This is a genomic window from Methanothermobacter sp. THM-1, from assembly GCF_009914355.1.
In the GTDB taxonomy this organism is placed as follows: Archaea; Methanobacteriota; Methanobacteria; order Methanobacteriales; family Methanothermobacteraceae; genus Methanothermobacter; species Methanothermobacter wolfei.
Genome location: NZ_CP044013.1, coordinates 736,753 through 758,299, shown reverse-complemented (window position 1 = coordinate 758,299; position 21,547 = coordinate 736,753). Strand labels below are relative to the sequence as shown.

Sequence of the window (21,547 nt, the reverse complement as noted above, 5' to 3'; positions counted from 1 at the left end):
GTTTGACTGATTATCCGGTGCACTAGATGGGGAATTTTATCCGGAACCATGCCCCCTCTCTGCTTCCATATTCAAGTTCACCCTCAAGTTGCCTTACAAGGTTTGATACAAGCTGCATCCCAAGGGACCTGACCCTGTCAATGTCAAAGTCCTGGGGGAGTCCCCTGCCATCATCCGAGATTGTGAGGATTCCATGACCATCCTCCCTCCTGAGGATTATTTTTATCCTGCCGCGTTCACCCCTTAAGGCGTGTTTGATTGAATTGGAGATTATCTCGTTTGTTATGAGGCCCAGGGGTATGCATCTGTCCATCTCAGCCTTTATCTCATCAAGGTCGAGGTCAAGGTCGATGAACATCCTGTGATGTGACTGGAGGGTTATCATCTCCTCTGCCAGTGTCCTGATGTACCCTGCAAGGTTGATTTCTGAGACATTCCTTGACCTGTATATCTTCTCATGGGCCAGGGCCATTGCACGGACCCTTAACTGGCTGTCCTGCAGAACCCCCTTAACATCACTGTTATCTGTGTAACCTGCCTGCAGTGAAAGAAGACTTGCGACTATCTGGAGGTTGTTCTTGACCCTGTGGTGGATCTCCCTTAGAAGAACGTCCTTTTCATGGAGTGATTCGATGATCCTGTTTTTCAGGAGGATCCTCTGCAGTCCATCGGATATTTCATTTGACAGGACCTCGAGGAACTCTCTTTTTCTGGTAGGTTCATCTCCCCGGAGTATCAGAACGCCCCTGTACTCATCCTCGATGATTATGGGAATTTCAGCCCTCCTTTCATGGCATTTCACCACTCCTGTGGATGGTATGGTGTCCGGGGCCTTTAATGAACCCCTGCTTACCGTTATATCAGGGTCCTTCATGTGTACTGCGGCTGAGTCAAAGTCTGTGTACTCTGTTATAAGATCAATAACCTCTTCAAGGAAGTCTTCAGGTTTTTCTCTCTCCGATGATTTCAGTATGAGGTTTATGAGTTTGAGGTTGTTCCTGTGTTCCTTTATCCTGTTCCTGTAGTTTATCTGGTTCACTGCAAGGTCATAGTAGTGCAGTATGTGCCTCAGTGCCCGGAGGTCATGGTCCCTGAATTCTCCCCTGAGTGTTATCACTGCGCCTGTGTCCTCTGATGAGAGGTGTATGAGCCTTCCGGATTGACTTATTCCCTCCGGGGGTTCTTCTTCCACCCCTATTTGACCATCCCTGATAACAGTGTTTCCAAGGCTTATCATCCCTCCAGTTGCCCCTGTCAGTTCACATATGAGTTTAAGCACGTCCTCGGTGAATCTGTCCGCATCCTCCGAGGATACCGCGATGGGATGTATCTCGCTCAGGAGTTTCCTGACCCTGAGCTCCCTTTTCAGTCTCCGCTGGGACCTTTTAAGGCCTGTTATATCATTGAAGCTCAGCACCGTCCTGTCTGAACCTGGAAGATCACCCCTGTGGACTATCATGTGGAGGAGTTCTCCATTGGACCTTATCCTGAGATGTGTTCTCCCTGAGTCAGAGAGTCCTTCAAGTCTATGGATGTCGTCAGGGTGTATGATGCCTTTGAGGTTGAACCCGTCCTGTATGTTGAGGGTCTCCCTGAATGCCCTGTTTGACTTCAACACGCGCCATTTCCTGTCGAGGACCGCTGTTGGTGTTGCCCTGTTCTCGAATATCGCCCTGTAATTTTCCCTTGATCTTTCAAGCTTCTTCTCTGTCTCAATGTAGTCTGTGATGTCTCGTATTATCTCTATGGCGCCGATTACCTCGTCCTTTTCATTATATATGGGTGATGCCCTTAGATGGAAGTGTTTGCCCATTCCCTTTACATGGACCTCTGCATTGAGGAGGTCACCATCCCTGGTGAGGTGAAGGTACTGCCTGGGGGCTCTTCACCTGTGAGTATGGATTCCAGGAGGCCTGGTGTCCTGCGGGAGTAGAAGGGGAGTGCGTATTCCCTGTTACCCCTCCCGATTATCTCATCCCTTTTAATACCTGTCAGCTTCTCCATTGCACGGTTCCAGGCAATCACCCTGCCCTCAGTGTCTATGGCGAAGGTTGCATCCGGGATTGACTCGAAAAGGTCCCTGAATTTCCGGTGCTCCGCCTTTATCCGCTGATGGGCCCTGTAGGGTTCTGACATGTCCTTGATTATTGCCATGAGAACATCCCCTGATCTGTTAAGGGTGACCCTTGCAGGGAACTGTTCTCCTGTCATCTTACGGTGGGTCCAGTTGAATTCATAGGCACCCTCACGGCTGGCCCTTTCCATGAGTTCATGGGCCAGTTTATCTGATCTCCTCCCGCCCTGGTATTCCGGGGAGAGGTCCCATGGGTGTCTTCCTGTTATCTCATCCTTATCTGCCCTGAAGAGCTTCCTGGCCCTCCTGTTGCACTGGATTATCCTGTCATCCCTTATGATGAACATGGCGTCTCCTGCATTTTCAAAGAGCTCCCTGTACCTGAGGTCTGCTGCTTCGAATTTTCGCTCGGACTCCATACGCCTCAGGGTCCCAGCCAGTGTTGATGCGATCTCATCAATGACCCTGGTTTCGGTTTCATCCATGATTCCGCCTGCTACCATGATGTATGATTTCCTGAGGGGGACTTCGGTGACATAGACCCCCATTTCACCATCCCTTTTTAATCCAGTGGTGAACTTGCCAGGGGGTCTTTCCCCTTCATCCTCAAGTGTCATGAATTCATCATCAAGGATGGCTGCGTACGAATAACCCGCACTGACAAGTTCCCTGCAGATTCCCCTCATGAGCTGGGGCGGCTCTGAGGATACTGCGGCCAGGTGGTTTATTTCACTGAGGAGTTCAAGACACCTTCTGTTTCTCCTCAGTTTCTCAGCTAGTACCTTCTCTTCTGTCACATCCCGGAACATGGAGAAGCAGGTCCCTGAGTCTGGGTCGTCCAGGGGGTGTCCTTCCATTATGAGCCACAGTGTTTTCCCGTCAGCCCCTGTGAATCTAAGCTCGTGGCTCCCCCTGGAGCCTTTCCTGCATGAATCGATTAACCTTGTGAATCTCTCCCTTTCATCCGGGTGTAGGAATTCCCTGATGTTTCTTCCGATGATTTCATCGGTGCCTGCTGAGAGTATCCTGGCCATCCTCTCGTTGCAGTACTGTATGAGCCCATCATGCCTCAGGATGCAGACACCATCACTGGTTGTATTGAGTATTCTTCTGTAGCGTTCATTTGCAGATAAAAAGAGTCTCCAAATCCTGTTCCTGTCAACCGAGAGTCTTATTATGTATTCAAGTTCCCCTGAGTCAGGGGGTTTCAGGAGGAATGCGTCGGGTTCAGCCCCTGATGCCCTTTCAAAGACATCTCTATCGGCTTGTGATGTTATGAAGATCACCGGGACGTCAGCGTGGGATTTTATGATCCTCGCAGTTTCTATACCATCATCGCCTGATTCAAGGACTGTTTCCATGATTATTATGTCCGGTTTCACTGACAGGGCTGTTCTGATAGCCTCCTCACTGTTTCCTGCCTTCCATACACGGTACCCCATTGATTCAAGGAGTTTTTCAATTTCCATTGATGTGACGGTGTCATCAACAACAATGAGGGCAGATAACATACATGTATATCTACTTTTCTCATTAGTATTAACATTTTTCATTTAACTGGAATGGAAAGATGTATTAATCAACCACTTTCATGTATACTGTTAGTGGGATTCTGAGTGCTCTATTCAAGTTCATATTCCAGCTTCAGGATCATCTCCCTTATCCTCTGGATCCTCTCCTCTGAAGCGTCCCAGTATCCCCTCTCATATGTTTCAAGGAGTATCTCACCCATCCTCATGGTTGCAAAGGGGTTGTTCTCAGAGAGCCTCCTCATCATCTCAGGGTCAAGGAGGAGGGTGTCTGCCACATCATCATAGACCCAGTTCTCAACACTCCCCGTGGTCGCCGAGAAACCAAGGAGGTGCTCCACACGGTCCTTAACATTCTTTGCACCGTGATGGTCATGGGCGAGCATCCCCTCAAGCCAGGCAGGGTTCAGGAGGCGTGTCCTTGCAGCTCTACCTATAACCTCCTCGAGTCCTTCAAGGTAGATTTCATCCTCTGTTGAATCAAGAACCCTGACACTGCATGACCCCCCAAGGTTCCTTACAGATGCCGTGAGGCCCCCCATGAACTCGTAGTAATGGTCCAGGTCCGTCACCTCATACTCCACGTTATCCCTCTCCTGGGCAACAACATCAACCCTCCTGAGGTTCCTTCTGAAGTCCTCCCCGGCCTCAGAAACCCCTGAGGGCAGGTACGCATGGCACATGTCATCAATGTATTCAAGGGCAAGTTCCTCCTCCGACTCCCATGAACCGGTCCCGATCATGTCCGGGAGGCTGCTGGCGTATTCTGAGGGTGCCGGTCCAAATATCCTTGCCGGTGGTGTGTTGGAGCCGTCCTCCATGATGTGCTTCAGGACATAGTTGTCTTCAGGGTCCTCATCAAGTTTTGAAACCTCCGTGATGGCCCTGTTAATGATCTCTATCTGGTTTCCGAGGGTGTCCCTGAATATTCCGCAGATGTTGATCAGGACATCCACCCTTGGATGTCCAAGCTCCTCCAGGGGGATGACGTCCAGGTTCCTGGCCCATGGACCGTACCTGCTGTCCAATCGGACCCCGAGGAGTTCAAGGATCATTGAAACCGTGTCACCGCCGGTCTTAAGGGTTTCGAATCCCCATAGTACAAGCGCAACCGTTTCAGGGTATCTGCCGTGCTCACTGAAGTAATCCTCCAGCAGCAGCCGCGCCGCCCTCCTCCCCCTTGATTCCGCAGCGGCGGTGGGTATCTTCATGGGGTCGAAGGCGTACATCGAATACCCTGTCGGGTAGGTCTCAGGGTCCTTTACAGGGTCACCGCCTCGTGAGGGCCTTACGTATTCACCTGAAAGGGCTCTCATTATGGCCTCAGCCTCCCCTGTGAAGTTGCATCGGCTGCAGATGCTCATAACCCATTCCCTGTAATCCTCAGGGAGCTCAGTCTCTTCACCGCGTATTATCTTCCTGATTATAGACTCAGCCTCATCCTCTATAAGCCGGGCCCTGGATGTGTCCTTCACCTCAGCGTAGTCCAGTCCCATCCTCTCAGCTATTATTGAATGGATTGAGGGGTGTTCACGGTCGAATCTCAGGACGCCCATGAGGTAGCTTACCAGTTCGTCCTCTGTCCATTCACGGTTCATGACATGGAGGCCTCCGGGTATGAGGCGCCTCCTCATACGGTAGATCTCCCTTTCAATCCCGGCCACGTCAGCCGGGAGGTTGAGTTCGGATGCCCTTTCAAGTATGAGCTTCTCTGCCTCATCTGAGCCGTCACGCCACTCCTCTATGAGTTCTTCGAGTCTCAGGTAGTCCCCATAGAGCCCTGATGGCCTCATTGGTGGTGATGCATGGGAGACAGGGAGGGCGTAGGATCTCCGCCTTGCTATGGTTGACTCGGAGGTGTTACCCGCCCAGTAGTAGTAGATGTTTGGGAGTTCGCCTATCAGGATGTCGGGGTAGCATTCAGGGCCCAGACCTGTTTCCTTTCCAGGGAGAAACTCCAGGGTGCCGTGCATTCCGAAGTGGACCACAGCGTCAATGTTCCTCTGAAGGTAGGCGTAGAATGCGAGGTACTGATGGTGGGGTGGGATGTCCCTCCTATGGTAGGCTTCAGCCTCCTGAACACCCCTTGATGGCTGTAGGGCTATGTAGACCGATCCCAGTTCAAGGATGGGTATTATTATCCCCTCATCGTTCACCATGATTTCACCTGGTGGTTCGCCCCAGTGTTCCCTGACATCCTCCTGGATGCCCTCGGGGAGGGTCCTGAACCATCTCATGTACTCATCCAGAGGGAGGCGCATCCCTCCGCTTTCAATGTACACTGGACTGTTCATAATTCCCTCATCCATGAGGATCTCTTTCAGCGGCCTTTCCGGGATCCTGACCCTGTAGCCCCTATCCTTCAGTTCCTTGAGGAATATTTCAAGGCTTTTCAGAACGTCAAGGTAGCCTGCGTTTCCAAGGTTTGCCTCGCCTGGAGGGTAGTCGTAGATTATTATGCCGATTCGCTTCTCATTGTTCTCCTTCTCCCTTAGCTTCAGCCAGTTAAGGATCCTTGCAGCGAATCTGTCCATTCTTTCAGGGAGGACCTCCACCAGGCGCACCTCACCGAGGTCCTCATCCTTCATGGTCCTCATCCCTGCAGTGAAGAGGGGTTCGAAGCCGCCGTCAAGTTCTGGGAGGGTGATTCCAAGGATTATCTCCATTGGGTTCAGGCCAGGGAGTTCAGCCTCCCATTCATCAAGGTCTGTTTCATAGCCCCTGAGGCATATCAGGTAGGGTGCGTTTATCCCTGAGAGGATCTTCCTGGTCTCTGCAGGGTCACCGCCTAGTGGTCCGCCGTTTAGCTGGAAGTACTGCATGTTTATGAAGATGTCCACGTCATCCATGTATTCCTTTATTGCTCTGAGGTTGTTCTCAACGTCTGAGAAGACCGCGGTGCAGTTCACCCTTCCATGGAGCCTTGCGTAGAGTTCCTCCACAAGGGGCCTTGTATCATCAAAGTGCATCCCTGAGTAGAAGAGCATACCCACCGTTGGGAGGTCCGGGTCGAAGCCCGAAGCCCTCCTGTAGGATTCAAGATCGGTATAGAATCCCCTGAAGGGGAGGTAGAGCCCATACGAGGGTACCTCCATGGGTTCATCGTAGGGGATTTCAAGGTCCGTGTACCTGTTGAGTATGAAGAGCAGCATGTTCCTGAGGTTTTCAGGGTCGCCTCCAGCATAGTAGTCCATGATCCTGAACCAGTTCTCAAGGTCCTCCCTTATATCATCCGAGCCATGGATTCTAATGATGCTTTCAGCGTCCCTCCTCCTTACCTGCCGGTCGATTCCCTGGGGGGCCCTTTCAAGGATTTCTCTAAGATCAAGTTTGCCCATTGATGTGATGGAGAGGATATGGTTGCTGCCCCAGACAAGGCTTATAACGGTCCTGTCCATGCCCCTGAGTATCCCTGGAAGTTCCCTTCCTATCCTCTCATCACCCCTTATATCCACAAGTATAACATCGGATTCAGCAACCTCCTCCCCGAGTTCATCAAGGGGTGCGTGGGGGTCCTCATATTTTTCAAGGTATATCTTTCTTATTCTGAGTATCTCCCCATGCTCCTCCTTATCCTGGTTATGGCCTCCTTAAGGGAGGCTGTATTGTTTATCGTGGTAACTGCAAGTATTTTTTTCATACAAGATCACCCTTATCCTTGTTTACCTGGCGTCCATTCCTGAGGACCATGATGTCATCTGCCACCATTGAAAGGAATTCATGGTCATGTGTTATTATCATGACGGCCACTCCCATCTCCCTTAGCCTTTCTATCCAGGAGGCTAACCTTTTCATGTTATCAAGGTCCATCCCCGTGGTTGGTTCGTCCATGATTATAACATCGGGTTTCCTGTAGAGGAAGACCGATATTAGCGTCCTCTGCTTCTCACCCCCGCTCAGTGAATGGGGGTGCCTGTGGATGTGCCTGTGGAGGTTCATGGTTCTCAGGACATCCTCCACGTCCCCGGGATTGTAATCCTCCACCCCGAAGGTTATCTCCCTTTCAACGGTGTCCATGAAGAGCTGGTGGTCAGGGTCCTGCATAACCAGACCGACGCTTCCACGGACCTCAACTCTTCCCCTGTGGGGTTTCAGGAGCCCTGCTATTAGTCTTGCAAGGGTTGTCTTCCCTGAACCGTTGGGTCCTGTGACTCCGAGTACCGTGCCGCCGTCAAGTTCAAGGTTTATGTCCTCCAGTCTGAACCCGTCCCCGTAGCTCCTGGAGAGCCCAGATGTCCTCAGAAGCGTTCTTCCTTTTCTGTTTCTCTTATTGAGGCTGAATTTCCTTTCAGGGCTTCTGAGGCCGTACCTCTCTCTGAAGTCCCTATCCATAAGTTCATCAGCGTCTCCTTCATGGATTATCCTTCCCTCCTCCATGACTGCCACCCTGTCGAAGACCTCAGGGACCCTGAAGGTTCTGTGGTCTATGAGTATGAGGGTCCTGCCTGTGAGGTTCTCAAGGACCCTGAAGAAGTCCTCTGTTGCCTGGGGGTCGAGGTTGGCTGTTGGTTCATCCATCACAATAACCTCAGGGGACATTGAGAGCTGTGATGCTATTGCAACCCTCTGCTTTTCACCCGCCGAGAGGTTGAAGACGCTTTCATGCCTCTTATCCTCAAGGCCAACCATCCTGAGGGCCTCCTCAACCCTCTCATCAACGTCATCAAGTCCAAGGTTCTCTGGGCCTAGGGAGACCTCCTGGTCCACCTTGAGGGTGAAGAACTGTGATTCAGGGTTCTGGAAGACGTATCCCACCTCGGCTGCAAGTTCCCTGATGGGGGTGGACCTCGTGTCCTTCCCGTTCACGGTAACTCTTCCCTGGAAGTTCCCCCTGGTTATGTTTGGTATTATGCCTGTGATGGCAGCTGCAAGGGTTGACTTTCCGCTCCCGCTTCTGCCTGTTACAAAGAGTGATTCACCCGCCTTAACCTTCAAGTTAACACTGTCCAGCGCCCTCTCCCTCTGGTGGGGGTAGCTGTAGCGGACGTCCTCAACTGATACCATGAGCAAGGTGGATCACCTCACGATTTCAATTAACTTTATGGATGAGAGGAACAGTGCAAATAGGGCCATGAATGCAAGGTCCCTCCCGTTAAACTCCATGGGTGTGTTATGCCTTCTTCCAGGGTCGAATCCCCTTGACTCTGCTGCTACTGCAACCTCATCCGAGATCTTAACCGCCCTTATGATGAGGGGTACTATGAGGCCCCTGTAGAGTATTGATGGGCTGAACAGCATCCTGAAGCCTGAGAGATTAACCCTGAGTTTGAGGGAGTCACATATGGCTGCGGTTTCAAGTGCAAGGACGGGTATGTACCTGAGGGTCACGGTGAGTGTGAATATGATTTCACCGGGGATCTTCAGGGACTCCATGGCTGATGCAAGCTGTAGGGGTGATGTTGTGAAGGCGAAGAAGATGCCGGCCCCTGATATGATGAAGAACCTTGCAAAGAACTGGCTGAAACCCATTGCATAGCCGATGCCCCCGCCTGTAAAGGATGCCAGCATGACCGAGACAAGCCAGAAGAATACTATGAGTGAGAGGAAGGGGATGGATGCCCTGAGGGCCCCTGAGAGTACTATGAAAACCAGGAAGATGAGGCCCATGGTGATGAGGAGCATGAGGTCGGAAACCATCACTGATAGTGCTGTGGCCCCTACTACCGCCATGAGCTTCGCAACAGGGTTTATGTCCCTGAAGAACCCTCCTCCGCCGGCTGTGAATGGTGAGAAGAGGCTTTCGAAATCCAATTATGGATCCTCCTACTGAAGTGCTCCTGCCATCCGGAGTTCGGTTATGATACCGTAACCGACAAGGGCTCCGAGCATTGCAAGGAACGCCACGGTAACCGCTGATGCAAGGATAAGGAGGGGTGCCAGCATGAAGGTTGAGAATCCCAGGAGGAAGGGGAATGTGAGGATGACCATTGTCTCGATGAACTTGGCGGCCCCGCAGCCCATGAGGAGGGAATTCCTTGATGAGTATCCCCCGTATACAGCTGCCACCGAAGCATCACCTGCAAGTCCCCCCAGGAATGTTGCCGGGAGGAGGGGGAGGAAGGCGGGCATTATAAGGCCACATATTATCCCGTTAACGAGGCCTATGATTGTGAAGGTCCCTATCTTCCCCACCCTTGCAAGGCCTATGCTTATCACTATGCATACGAAGAATGCCGATGCAACCGATTTAAGGGCATCTACAGGGGTGAGTGCGGATACACCCAGGATGGTGATGGTCTGGACTATGTACATGAGGGCTATTATGAGTCCCGTGAATGCAAGATCCGATGTTGTGAATTTCTCGAATTTAAACATTGAAAACCTCCTATATGAGTATATCGTCAAGGTAGAGGACCTCTGATGTGAAATTCGCCGCTATATCCTCAAGGATTCCAAGGCTCCTTGCTGATGGCTCTGCATTCACGAATATCATGTTCACCCTATCAAGTTCCGGTGCGAGCATCCTGATGTCCTCCTCAAGGTTGGAGTTGATGAAGACGTTGCAGCGGCCGTCCGAGATTACGATGATGGTGGCTGCATCATCTTTATGTGAGGCAGAAACCTCAGCCGCGAGCTTCAGGGCGGGTGTCAGGGGTGTCCTTCCACCTGACGAGAGCTCCTCAAGGGCTTCTTCAACTGATTCATAGTTTGATGTTGGTTCAACCACGAGCTCCGCCTTATGGCCCCTGAATGCAATGAGGGCCACACGGTTCCTCTTCTCATAGGAGTCCCTGAGTATGAGCCATGATGCGGTCTTTGCGAATTTTATCTTCCTTTCGAGGCGCATGGATGATGATGTGTCAAGGACGATTATGTAGAGTGTCTCGGCCCTCCCAGCCCGGACCTTCTCCATGAGGTGTTCCGGGAGGACCACGGGGCTTCCATCTGCAGCCGCCCTCTTTATGGTTGCATCCATGGCTATGCTTTCAGGTTCAGGGTTCGGTCTTGCACGGACGTACTTCCCCTTTCTTGCCTCAACGGCCCTGCTGGTCTTTCCCTGGAGGGCGCCCCTGAGGTCTGTGGCTTCAAGGTTCAGTTTAAGTTTCCGGTTCCGATCAATCCCTGTGTCCTCATCCTCCAGTTCACCGTCCATGATATCCTGGATCATGTCCTGGTCGAGTTCCTGTTCCCTCTGGAACGGGAGCTGTTTGAGCCTGTGCTTCATTGCAAGGAGTGCTGCCTCCCTTACATCATCATCAGTGACCCTTTCCCTCCCCTTTAAGGCCGCCATGGTCCTGGCTGTCCTTGCTGTTATGATGTCAGCCCTGTGGGTCCTAATCCCTAGGGCAGATGATATTCTGACTATCAGTGAAAGGGCGTCTTCAGGGACTTCAACATCTGGGAGGATTCTGCGGGCCCTCATAATCTTTGTTCTGAGCGCCTCCTGTTTTTTCATGAATTTCCTGTGAAATGACTCGGGGTCTTCCTGGAATTCAACTGCACGTTTTATAACCTCTATCCTGTCATCGGGATCCATGAGGGCCTCCACATCCACACAGAGACTGAACCTGTCTATTATCTGGGGTCTAAGGTCTCCCTCCTCAGGGTTCATTGTACCTGCAAGTATGAACCTTGAGGGGTGCATTATGGATATCCCTTCACGTTCAATGATGTTCATGGCCATGGCCGCTGCATCAAGGAGTGTGTTCACAACATAATCGTCCAGGAGGTTAACCTCGTCGATGTAGAGGATGTTCCCGTTGGCCCTGGCGAGTATTCCTGGTTCAAGGGCCTTTATACCATCCCTAAGAGCCCTCTTTATGTCCAGTGAACCAACGACCATGTCCTCTGTTGCTGATACTGGAAGATCAACCACCTGCATCCTGACGGGCTTTGAAGGGAGTCTTCCTTCCCTCCTGAGCCTTTCCTGGCATTCCTGACAGAGCTCTCCTCCAGTGGGGTCGCAGCCGAATCTGCATCCTTCAACCACGGGGCGTTCAGGTAGGAGTTCCCTGAGGGATCTTACTGCGGTGGACTTTCCTGTCCCCTTATCACCCCTTATAAGTACTCCACCAATCTTCGGGTTGATTGCGTTAAGTATGAGGGCCTTCCTGAGTAGCTCCTGGCCCCTGATTGCTGTGAAGGGAAATACATGTGGATCAAAAATTATCACCTGTAATCCACTATTCCCCAGGAAGTATTTAATAATTTCTGAAATAAAAATAGTATTACTTATCTTTTGTTAATACAGGAAAAAGTAATAATCATGGTAATAATCATGGCATGTGGTAAATGTTCCCCCTAAAAGAAATCAGGGTTAATTTAGAATAAAAAGAACGGATGGACTGAAAAAATACTCCAGGGAGATTTTCATGAAACCTGCCGGTAGACCTCAAGTATCCTTTCAATCTGCTTCAGTGTACTGAATGATTTCGCCACTCGCAGTCCCCTCTCCCTCATAGACTCAACCTCTGACCTGTTTTCCGGGTCAAGTACCCTTCTTATCTTCTCCCTCAGGGCATCAGGATCCCCTGGTGGTACGCTGTAGCCGGTCTCTGACTCCCTTACAAATTCCTTAAGACCCCCTACTGCAGTTGCAATGGTTGGAGTGCCACATGCAAGGGCCTCCAGTGCAACAAGACCAAAGGGCTCCTCAAGGGATGGTAAAACAAAAACATCTGCAGCATTCATCCAGATAGCAACCTCACTATAGGATACGGGTCCAGTGAATTCCACATCAGCATCCAGAGACCCTGAAACCTCCCTTAGGGTATCCATGTACTCCCTGTCCACAGCCGCCCCCAGTATTATGCATTTAACATCAACAAACTCCGGACCCTCAAGGGCCCTCAGGAGGTATAACACTCCCTTACGTGGTATTATGTTCCCAACGAACAGGACTATTCTTTTATTACCCGAGAGGCCAAGCCTTTCCCGGCACCTTTCCCTATCCAGCGGTCTGAAAACCCCTGTGTCAACGCCCATGTTGATTATATGCACCCTCCCCCCGTCAACCCCAAATTCGTTCACAAGCTTGTCCCTGATATCCCTGCTAACAGCGATTACTGCGGCGGCCCTCCTGAGGATGAAGCCTGAAATTTTAAAGAGGATGGAGTTCCTTCTTGCAAGGTTATTGATATCACCCCCGTGGACCGTTACTATGAGGGGTCTGGCTGTGAGCCAGTGGCATATAAGGCCTATGAATCCCGTGGGGAATACATAGTGGGCGTGGATCACATCAAAGGGTTTCCGCAGGGAATACCACACCGACCGTAAAAGCAGGGATCCATACTTGTATATAAGGCGTGGCAGGCCCTTCCCGGGGTCAGTGTTTGCAACAACAAACTGTTCAAGGTCGGTATGGTCTCTGAATGCATCCACATGAACCTTAATGAAACTACCGAAGGATTTATTCTCTTTACTGGGATACATGTTTGATATCACAAGAACTCCCTTCACAGGTAACACCTCATCATAAAGATAACACAGTTCAGGATGTTTAATATAATCTCAGCTGAGGCTTTAAAGATTCCGCAGAGACCATATTCTTTTTCAATATGGGTCCTGAAAAAGACGCCGCAGCAGCTGGCAGGAAGGCAATGCCATGTCCTCTTATAATTTCAAAAATCTTCCAAGGGACTCCAGGGCCCTCAGGCGGTCTTTCCTATCGATCCCTGCATCCTCAATGGCATTTCTCAGGTAATCCCCCGTGGAGTCATAGGTCTCCCTGTCCACAGGGTAGGGGTGGCCGTCCTTTCCCCCGTGGGCGTAGCTGTACCTCGCAGGGTCCCTCCAGCTGGCCCTCTCACCATAGACCAGCTCCGCCACAAGGGCAAGGGCACGTATCTTCTTCGCCCCAAGACCCTCCACCATGACAAGTTCCTCATAGTCTGATGGCTGCAGCTCATGGGCCCTTTCAAGTACGGCCATATCCCCCTCAGAGAGTTCAACATGGTGATGGGCCGGCATGTCAAGGACGTTGAAGTCGAAGAGCGTCCTCTGACCCGTCAGGTACCTCCTGATATGTTCGGGTCCGTCGCATACAAGGTCCACGCTGACCCTCCTTGCACCCCTGCTCATGGGTGAGGTCATGTCAAGGACCTCATCAAATCTTCTATCGGATGAGATTCCTGTGTGGGGGTTCTCTGTGTACTCATCAACCCCTGAACCGAGCCAGTGGTACCTCCTGGCGTAGCCACCCCCAGAGTTGAGGCCCTGCTGGATCACCGTCCATTCACCATCCCCATCAACCATGAAGGTGTGCTGGTAGAGCTGGAAGCCGTCCTGGATGCAGCTGTTATCCACCCTTGCAGAGATTCTGCTTGCATACTGCAGCCCGGAGCTGTCAAGGCCAAAGAGTTCACCCGCCCCCTCAAGTTCATGGATGGTCCTCCTTGAGGCCCTCCCCTTACCACCTGCAACGAGTATACCATGCCTTTCAGGGTCAAGGGCTGATTTGAGGGCTCCGCATGTTGTTGTGGTTGTCCCTGATGAGTGCCAGTCAAAGCCTATTACACATGAGAAGGCCTGGAACCAGAAGGGATCTGATATCCTTGATATGAACTCTGAGGTCCCGTACTCCTCGATTATGACCTCTGCAATGGCCCCTGAGAGTTTAATCATCCTCCTCATGAGCCATGCCGGTGGGTGGCCCCCGTGGAGGGGCAGGTTGGCGATGCCTGTTCTTCTCATGGTATCCTCCGTGCCCGTCCCAGAAATCAAGGTGAGGATCCATGATATTCCAAACCATAATCGGATCCTGCTGAAAGCTCAGTCTGGACGATAACATCTCCAGTTACTTCACACCAAACCTGAAGAGGCACCTTTCTCCCCCGTTCACGATGCGGTCCATAACCTCAAAGTTTCCTGGAAGTTTGCTCCATCCGAAGCTTAACCTGAGGATTCCCTCACAGTTAAGACAGAAGCCCGGATTCTTCCTGGCATCCTCGAACCACGGGCAGTTTTCAAATTCAACGTAGACGTTTTTATCATCCTCAAGGAACCCCACCCTCACCGTGAAGTTCTCAAATATATCCGCAACCCATGCAAGGTAGGCCTCAAGGCTGTCCTCATCGGAGTATTCCTCCATGTGGGCCTTAAATCCCGGTGCGAGTTCCTCTGTGATCCTCTCCCTGAATATGGCTGATAGAAGTTTCCTGATGGCATCCTCATCTGCTTCGGCCGATGGCATTGCATTGATGATGAAGTTGTAGAAGTCTGAGATTATCTGCTTCTTCATCAGCTCCTTCTCCCTCATGGCGGCCCGGTGTCTGTATATGGCCATCTCTATATTTGCGTTGAGCTCAGAGGATTTGAAGGGTTTGACTATGTAACCATAGGGCTCGGTGACCTTGGCGCGTGTGAGCATCTCCTCATCGGCGTAGGCTGTCAGGTAGATTATGGGTATGTTGAACCTGTCCCTGATCTTCCTGGCCGCCTCTATACCGTCCATTTCACCCTTGAGGACAATGTCCATGAGGACAAGGTCCGGTTCATGGATCTTACTGGCCCTTATGGCGTCTTTGCCTGTTGAGACTGTATCAACAACCTCATGACCCATTGTCTCAAGTTTATGTTTTATTCCCATGGCAACTATTGCCTCGTCCTCAACAACAAGAATTCTGGCCATAAAAATACCTCTTGACTATCAATCAGATATTGTCTTCCTTCACTGACGATTAAGGAGGGCTGTTACCCCCATCATATTTCATGTATCTGTAAGTCCTTGCAGATTACAGCAGATGCCCTCAGAACCTCCTGTGGTATTCAACTTCGGTGAAGGTTATTATGAACTCCGCTGGCCTTTTGATTTCAAGTTCCCCGTTTATCTGCTCCACAAGGTTCTTAACTATCCGCAGCCCCAGGGTGTTCACCCTTTCCGGGTCAAGGTCCTCTGGCAGTCCCACGCCATCATCAGATATCAGCATCCTGTAGCAGTCCCCCCTTCTTTTAACCTCAACCGTGACCTCACCCTCACCGTCAGGGAAGGCGTATTTAAGGGAATTTGATACCAGTTCATTGATTATGAGGCCGCATGGGATGGCTGTCTCTATGTTGAGCCTTATATCCTCAACCTTTACCCTTGCATTCACCCTTTTTCCGGTTCCATAGGACTCCAGGAGGTCCCCGATGAGCGTCTTGATGTAGTCCCTGAGGTTTATGCTGGACACATCCCTTGACTCATAGAGTTTCTCGTGTATGAGGGATATGGCGTCTATCCTGTGCTGGCTCTCCCTGTAGAGTTCCTCAAGGCGGGGGTCGCTGGTTGTGGATGCCTGGAGCATCAGCAGCGTTGATATTATCTGGAGGTTGTTCTTGACCCTGTGGTGGATCTCCCTTAAAAGGAGTTCCTTCTCCCTCAGGGACTTTCTGAGGCGTTCCTCCACCATCTTCTTCTTTGTTATGTCCATGAGGGATATGAGGCATTTTTCACCTGGAAGGGTGACCATGGTTGCAAAGAAATTCCCCTCATCACCCCTCCTGCTCTGAAGCCTGACTTCAAAGTTTCTGGGTATTGCATCGGGTTTTAAGAGCCTGAGCTTGTGGTATGCCTCGATCCTCCCCCTGTCTGATGGATCAACAAAGTCTGTGAGTTTCATCTGCCCCTGAATCTCACCCCTGCTGTAACCTGAGAAACTCTCGAAGGCGCCGTTAACAAGTTCTATTACCATGTCACTGCCACAGATCAGTGTAAGTGTACCTGTGTTCTCAAATATGACCCTGTACTCCTCCTTCCTGGATTTGAGTTCCTTTTCAATGTGTTTCTGGTAGGTTACATCCTTACCCAGGAGGTAGATGATCTTCTCCCCGCCCATGTCCACGGCCGTCATGGACACGTCCAGCAGACGACCCCTCAATCCAACATTGAACTTCACAAGGCCGCTCTCACCATGGGTGAAAAGCTTCCTGAAGTCATCCTCCCTTACCCATTCACGGAGGTTCTTTCCTGTGATATCCTCATGGAATGATTTCAGGAACCCGGCGGCGGCCGGGTTGACGTCGAGGACGGTTCCATCGGTTGCGCAGATGAATATGGGGTTCCCTGATTTCTCAAAGAGGGCCCTGTATTTCCTTTCACTCTCCTCAAGGGCCCTCTGGGCCTCTTTGATCTTCCTCTCCTCAGCAGCCTCATCAAGGGCTCTCCTTACTGCAAGGGGGAGCTTTGAAAGGTTGCTCTTCAGCACGTAATCCGTTGCCCCGGCCTTCAGCATCTCAACAGCGAATTCTTCCCCTATCTTCCCGCTCACAAATATAAAGGGTATGTCATTTTTTTCCTTGACTATTTTAAGGGCTGACACCCCGTCAAAGCTGGGGAGGGAGTGGTCTGCCAGGACTATGTCAGGTTTGAATTCATCAAGGGCCCTTCTGAAGGAATCCTCATCATCTGCTGTGACATGGTCAAACTCAATACCGTCCCTTTTAAGTTCCCTTACGATGAGCTCTGCATCAATGGGTACGTCTTCAAGTATCAGCACCTTAACCCTGTCTGCCATTCTAAATCCTCTGAAAGATTCCCTGCTATTCAGGTGGCTGGTTTATAAGCATCCAGTAGAAGCCGAGGGTGGACACGGCACTTATAAACTCATCAAACTCCACCGGCTTGCTGACGTAACTGTTAACTCCAAGCTTATAGCTCTCAACTATGTCCTCATCCTCCTTGGAGGATGTGAGTACCACTACGGGTATCCTGCTTGCTGTCTCATCCCTCTTGATTTCCTGGAGGACTTCAAGCCCATCGACCTTGGGCATCCTGAGGTCCAGGAGGATGAGCTTCGGTATGTTCCCGGGGTCCCTGTCTGCGTACTTTCCCCTTGCAAATATGTAATCAAGGGCCTCTTCACCATCCTTAACCCAATGAAGCTTGTTTGCAAGGTTGTTCTTCTTAAGTGCCCTCATGGTAAGCTCTGCATCTGTTGGGTTGTCCTCAACCAGCAGTATGTCCGCATCAATCATTCTCTCACCGCCTTTGGAAGTGTGAAGTAGATGGTGGCTCCCCTGTCAACTTCACCCTCACCCCAGACCCTTCCTCCATGCCTCCTTATAATCCTCTGGACTATTGAAAGCCCCACGCCGGTGCCCTCGAATTCATCGGAGCTGTGGAGTCTCTGGAAGAGTCCGAAGAGTTTATTCACATACTTCATATCGAAGCCGGCCCCGTTGTCCCTGACGTAATACACGTATTCATCGTCCTCCTCATAGAAGCCAACCTCTATCCTTGCAGGGTTCCTCTCCCGGGTGAACTTGATGGCGTTGGAGAGGAGGTTGCTGAGCACCTGGGTCATGAGGGCCCGGTCCGCATAGGCCGGGGGAAGATCAGCAACCGAGAACTCTATGGCCCTGTCCTCCTGATCTGCAAGTTCCCTGTATACGGACTCTGTAAGGGCCTTCATGTCGAGCCTGTCAAGTTTCATATCCTGTCTTCCGGCCCTTGAGAGCATGAGTATGTCATCGATGAGCTGCCCCATCTTCTTGGTGTTATCCCTTATGATTCCAAGGAGCCTGACACCCTCCTCATCAAGTTTGTCCTCATAGTCCTCCACGAGTATCCTTGAAAACCCATCTATCGCCCTCAAGGGGACCCTGAGGTCATGGGATACAGAGTATGCGAAGGCTTCAAGCTCCTTATTTGCATCTTCCAGTCTCTCTGCCTGCCTTTTAAGTTCCCTGTTAAGTTCCCTCAGGGACCGGACCTTCTCAACCCTCTCAATGAGAAGGGCCACCATGACTATGAAGAGCATCAGGAGAACCAGCTTGAAGAGCTCATCGGGGAGGTTAATTCCGGCTGCACCGGCCATTGGCTGGATAAGAATAAGCGCCGTGAAGACTGCCACTAGAAGCAGGGCCATTCTCACAGACTTCAGAGAGGGTCGTCCAATGGTTATGAGGGGTAGAAACATTGCGATTCCAGGATTCCAGTTAACTGCAAGCATCATGATGGATGCTGCAATGATCATCGAGATCTCCTCAAGGTATTTCATGATTACCACATAGAATTTCTGTGCCACTTCATATAAAAAATTTCCTCAATTCTCTGCTGCTGTGAAAAATAGGGGAATGATCTCAGGATAATGGTCTGAAAGCCCTTTACTAAGTCCTGGAGGGAGAAATGGATGATCATGGAGGGAATTATTTGGCCGTGTCCTTCTCGGCCACCTCACCCCCGGAGGATCTTTCAGCGAGGACCTCCCTCAGGAAGCGGCCTGTATGTGTCCCTGAAGCTGCAACCTCCTCAGGTGTCCCCTCTGCAACCACAAGTCCTCCACGGTCACCTCCCTCTGGGCCCAGGTCTATGATGTGGTCCGCTGACTTTATAACGTCAAGGTTGTGTTCTATGACAACCACGGTGTTCCCTGCATCAACAAGGCGTCCCAGGACGTCCAGGAGCCTCCTTATATCATCGAAGTGGAGTCCTGTTGTGGGTTCATCAAGTATGTAGAGGGTTCTGCCTGTGCTCCTCCTGCCCAGCTCCTTTGCAAGTTTAACCCTCTGGGCCTCCCCTCCAGAGAGGGTTGTTGCGGGCTGGCCGAGTTTTATGTAGCCAAGGCCCACATCGTAGAGGGTCTGGAGTTTGCTCCTGAGTGATGGTATGTTCTCAAAGAATTCAAGGGCCTCCTCAACGGTCATCTCAAGGACCTCTGCAATGTTCTTCCCCCTGTACCTTATCTCGAGGGTTTCATCATTGTATCTACGCCCCCTGCATACCTCACATGGCACGTAGACGTCTGCAAGGAAGTGCATCTCTATCTTGATTATACCATCACCGCTGCAGGCCTCGCAGCGCCCACCCTTGACGTTGAAGCTGAACCTGCCCGGACGGTAACCCCTCTTCTTTGCCTCGGGTGTCTGGGCGAAGAGTTCCCTTATAGGTGTGAAGACACCGGTGTAGGTCGCCGGGTTTGATCTGGGCGTCCTCCCTATTGGTGACTGGTCTATTATCACGACCTTGTCAATGTGTTCAAGCCCCTCGATGTCCCTGTGGCTTCCTGCGTTCATGTGCTTGTGGTTCAGGAGCTCGTAGACGCCCCTGTAGAGTATCTCGTTCACCAGGGTGCTCTTACCTGACCCCGAGACCCCGGTGACGCAGGTGAAGAGGCCCACAGGGAACCTTACATCGATGTCCCTGAGGTTGTTCTCCCTCGCCCCCCTCACTGTGATGTACCTTCCTGATGGCTTCCTCCTGAACTCGGGTACCGGTATGGTTTTCCTTCCTGAGAGGTATGCGCCTGTGAGGGATTCAGGGTCCTCCATTATCTCCTCGGGCGTTCCCTGTGCAACCACGTGGCCCCCGTGTTCGCCTGCCCCTGGTCCTATGTCAACCACGTGATCGGCGGAGCGTATTGTCTCCTCATCGTGTTCCACCACTATCAGGGTGTTTCCAAGGTCCCTGAGCCTCTCGAGGGTCCTTATGAGGCGCCTGTTGTCCCTCTGATGCAGTCCTATGCTTGGCTCATCCAGTATGTAGAGTACCCCCACAAGGCCCGAGCCTATCTGGGTTGCCAGCCGTATCCTCTGGGCCTCTCCGCCTGAAAGCGTCCCTGATGACCTTGAGAGTGTGAGGTAGTCGAGGCCCACATCCACGAGGAAGTTCAGCCTTTCACGTATCTCCTTGAGGACCTCCCTTCCAATGTACTCCTCCCTCTCGGTGAGTTCAAGGGATTCGAAGAAGTCCCTGGCCTCTGAGATTGACATCTCGGTGACTTCATGTATTGATTTACCCCCGACGGTAACTGAGAGGCTCTCTGGTCTGAGCCTGCTTCCCCTGCAGACCGGACACGCATGGTTGCTCATGAACTTCCCTATATAGGTCCTCATGTAGTTAGATTTTGTCTCCATGTAGATCCTTTCCATCCTGGGTATCACGCCCTCGAATCGCCTGTTAACCCTGTAGGTCCTGTTTTTCCTCTGAAATACGAACTGTATCTTTTCATCGGTCCCGTAGAGTACTGCTCTTCTGTGTTCCTCTTTAAGGTCCCTGAAGGGTGTGTCGAGGCTGAAGCCGAAGTGATCCGCCACGGCCTCTAGCATCTGGTGGTAGTAGTTATCCCTTTTCCCTGATTTACTCCAGGGTACGATGGCGCCCTCATTTATGGACCTCTCGGGGTAGGGCACCACCAGGTCAGGGTCGATTTCAAGCTTGCTTCCAAGGCCATTGCACTCGGGGCATGCTCCGTGGGGACTGTTGAAGGAGAACATCCTGGGGCTTATCTCCTCAAAGTTTATGCCGCAGTCAGGGCATGCGAAGTGTTCACTGTAGACCTTCTCCTCGCCGGTGTCATGGTATAGTACCTTTATTGTACCCTCACCGAGCTGGAGTGCTGTTTCAACGGAATCTGCCAGTCTCTTCCTGAACTCCGTGTCCTTCCTGACTGCAAGGCGGTCCACAACCACCTCTATTGAGTGCTTCCTGTTCTTTTCAAGGTTGAAGTCCTCCCCGAGTTCATGTATCTCGCCATCCACACGTACCCTTGCAAAGCCCTGGCCCCTGAGCCTCTCAAAAACCCGCTGGTGTTCCCCCTTACGGTCCCTTATCACGGGGGCGAGTACAAGGATCCTTGCGCCCTCATCATCTTCCATTATACTGTCCACTATCTGGGTGGATGTCTGCTGCTGTATCTCCCTCCCGCATACATAGCAGTGGGGTTTACCTATCCTTGCAAAGAGCAGCCTCAGGTAGTCATAAATCTCTGTTATGGTCCCCACGGTTGAACGCGGGTTCACCCTCGTGGTTTTCTGGTCAATGGATATTGCAGGGGATAATCCTTCAATGTAGTCTATCTCAGGCTTCTTCATCTGTCCGAGGAACTGCCTTGCATAGGCTGAGAGGGACTCCACGTACCTCCTCTGGCCCTCGGCGTATATCGTGTCAAAGGCGAGTGAGGACTTCCCTGACCCGCTTATACCTGTTATAACTATGAACCTGTCCCTTGGCAGTTCAAGGTCAATGTCCTGGAGGTTGTGCTCCCTCGCACCCTTAATAACTATCTTTCCACTCATATGATACCTC

Annotated in this window: 14 protein-coding genes; all 14 read right to left on the bottom strand. The window is 51.4% G+C overall.

The window, feature by feature from the left end; all coding sequences use genetic code 11:
- Nucleotides 1-22 precede the first annotated feature (22 nt).
- Nucleotides 23-1,813, bottom strand: coding sequence for a histidine kinase dimerization/phosphoacceptor domain -containing protein (locus FZP57_RS04040; protein WP_074358891.1), 1,791 nt, complete (start codon nt 1,811-1,813; stop codon nt 23-25).
- 5 nt (nt 1,814-1,818) lie between these two features.
- The gene (locus FZP57_RS04035; protein WP_074358890.1) at nt 1,819-3,585 is read right to left on the bottom strand and encodes a PAS domain S-box protein; all 1,767 of its coding nucleotides are present in this window, start codon (nt 3,583-3,585) and stop codon (nt 1,819-1,821) included.
- Nucleotides 3,586-3,695: 110 nt separating this feature from the next.
- Entirely contained in the window at nt 3,696-7,058 is a 3,363-nt protein-coding gene (locus FZP57_RS04030; RefSeq protein WP_191216522.1) for a cobaltochelatase subunit CobN, read from the bottom strand.
- Between the two features lie 181 nt (nt 7,059-7,239).
- On the bottom strand, nt 7,240-8,607 hold the full coding sequence (locus FZP57_RS04025) for an ABC transporter ATP-binding protein (RefSeq protein WP_238338011.1): 1,368 nt from the start codon (nt 8,605-8,607) through the stop codon (nt 7,240-7,242).
- 12 nt (nt 8,608-8,619) lie between these two features.
- Nucleotides 8,620-9,354, bottom strand: a complete 735-nt coding sequence (locus tag FZP57_RS04020; protein ID WP_074358887.1) for an energy-coupling factor transporter transmembrane protein EcfT — start codon at nt 9,352-9,354, stop codon at nt 8,620-8,622.
- 12 nt (nt 9,355-9,366) lie between these two features.
- Nucleotides 9,367-9,918, bottom strand: a complete 552-nt coding sequence (locus FZP57_RS04015; protein WP_191216521.1) for a hypothetical protein — start codon at nt 9,916-9,918, stop codon at nt 9,367-9,369.
- 10 nt (nt 9,919-9,928) lie between these two features.
- A complete protein-coding gene (locus tag FZP57_RS04010; protein ID WP_191216520.1) occupies nt 9,929-11,716 on the bottom strand; it encodes a magnesium chelatase subunit D family protein in 1,788 nt (595 codons plus the stop codon).
- Between the two features lie 197 nt (nt 11,717-11,913).
- Nucleotides 11,914-13,002: a glycosyltransferase family 4 protein gene (locus FZP57_RS04005; protein ID WP_238337988.1), complete on the bottom strand. Its 1,089-nt coding sequence runs from the start codon at nt 13,000-13,002 to the stop codon at nt 11,914-11,916.
- Nucleotides 13,003-13,155: 153 nt separating this feature from the next.
- On the bottom strand, nt 13,156-14,235 hold the full coding sequence (locus FZP57_RS04000) for a DUF763 domain-containing protein (RefSeq protein WP_074358885.1): 1,080 nt from the start codon (nt 14,233-14,235) through the stop codon (nt 13,156-13,158).
- 103 nt (nt 14,236-14,338) lie between these two features.
- Entirely contained in the window at nt 14,339-15,172 is an 834-nt protein-coding gene (locus FZP57_RS03995; protein WP_074358884.1) for a methanogen output domain 1-containing protein, read from the bottom strand.
- A 118-nt stretch (nt 15,173-15,290) separates the two neighbouring features.
- Nucleotides 15,291-17,036, bottom strand: coding sequence for a histidine kinase dimerization/phosphoacceptor domain -containing protein (locus FZP57_RS03990; RefSeq protein ID WP_074358883.1), 1,746 nt, complete (start codon nt 17,034-17,036; stop codon nt 15,291-15,293).
- A gap of 25 nt (nt 17,037-17,061) precedes the next feature.
- Nucleotides 17,062-17,496 carry a response regulator gene (locus FZP57_RS03985; protein ID WP_074358882.1) on the bottom strand — a complete coding sequence of 145 codons (435 nt, stop codon included), beginning with the start codon at nt 17,494-17,496 and terminating at the stop codon, nt 17,062-17,064.
- Nucleotides 17,493-18,521 (bottom strand): ATP-binding protein, encoded by a 1,029-nt coding sequence (locus FZP57_RS03980; protein WP_191216519.1) that lies wholly within the window; start codon nt 18,519-18,521, stop codon nt 17,493-17,495. Before FZP57_RS03980 ends, FZP57_RS03985 begins: the two co-directional genes overlap by 4 nt.
- A gap of 148 nt (nt 18,522-18,669) precedes the next feature.
- Nucleotides 18,670-21,537 (bottom strand): excinuclease ABC subunit UvrA, encoded by a 2,868-nt coding sequence (gene uvrA / locus FZP57_RS03975; RefSeq protein ID WP_074358881.1) that lies wholly within the window; start codon nt 21,535-21,537, stop codon nt 18,670-18,672.
- Nucleotides 21,538-21,547 lie beyond the last annotated feature (10 nt).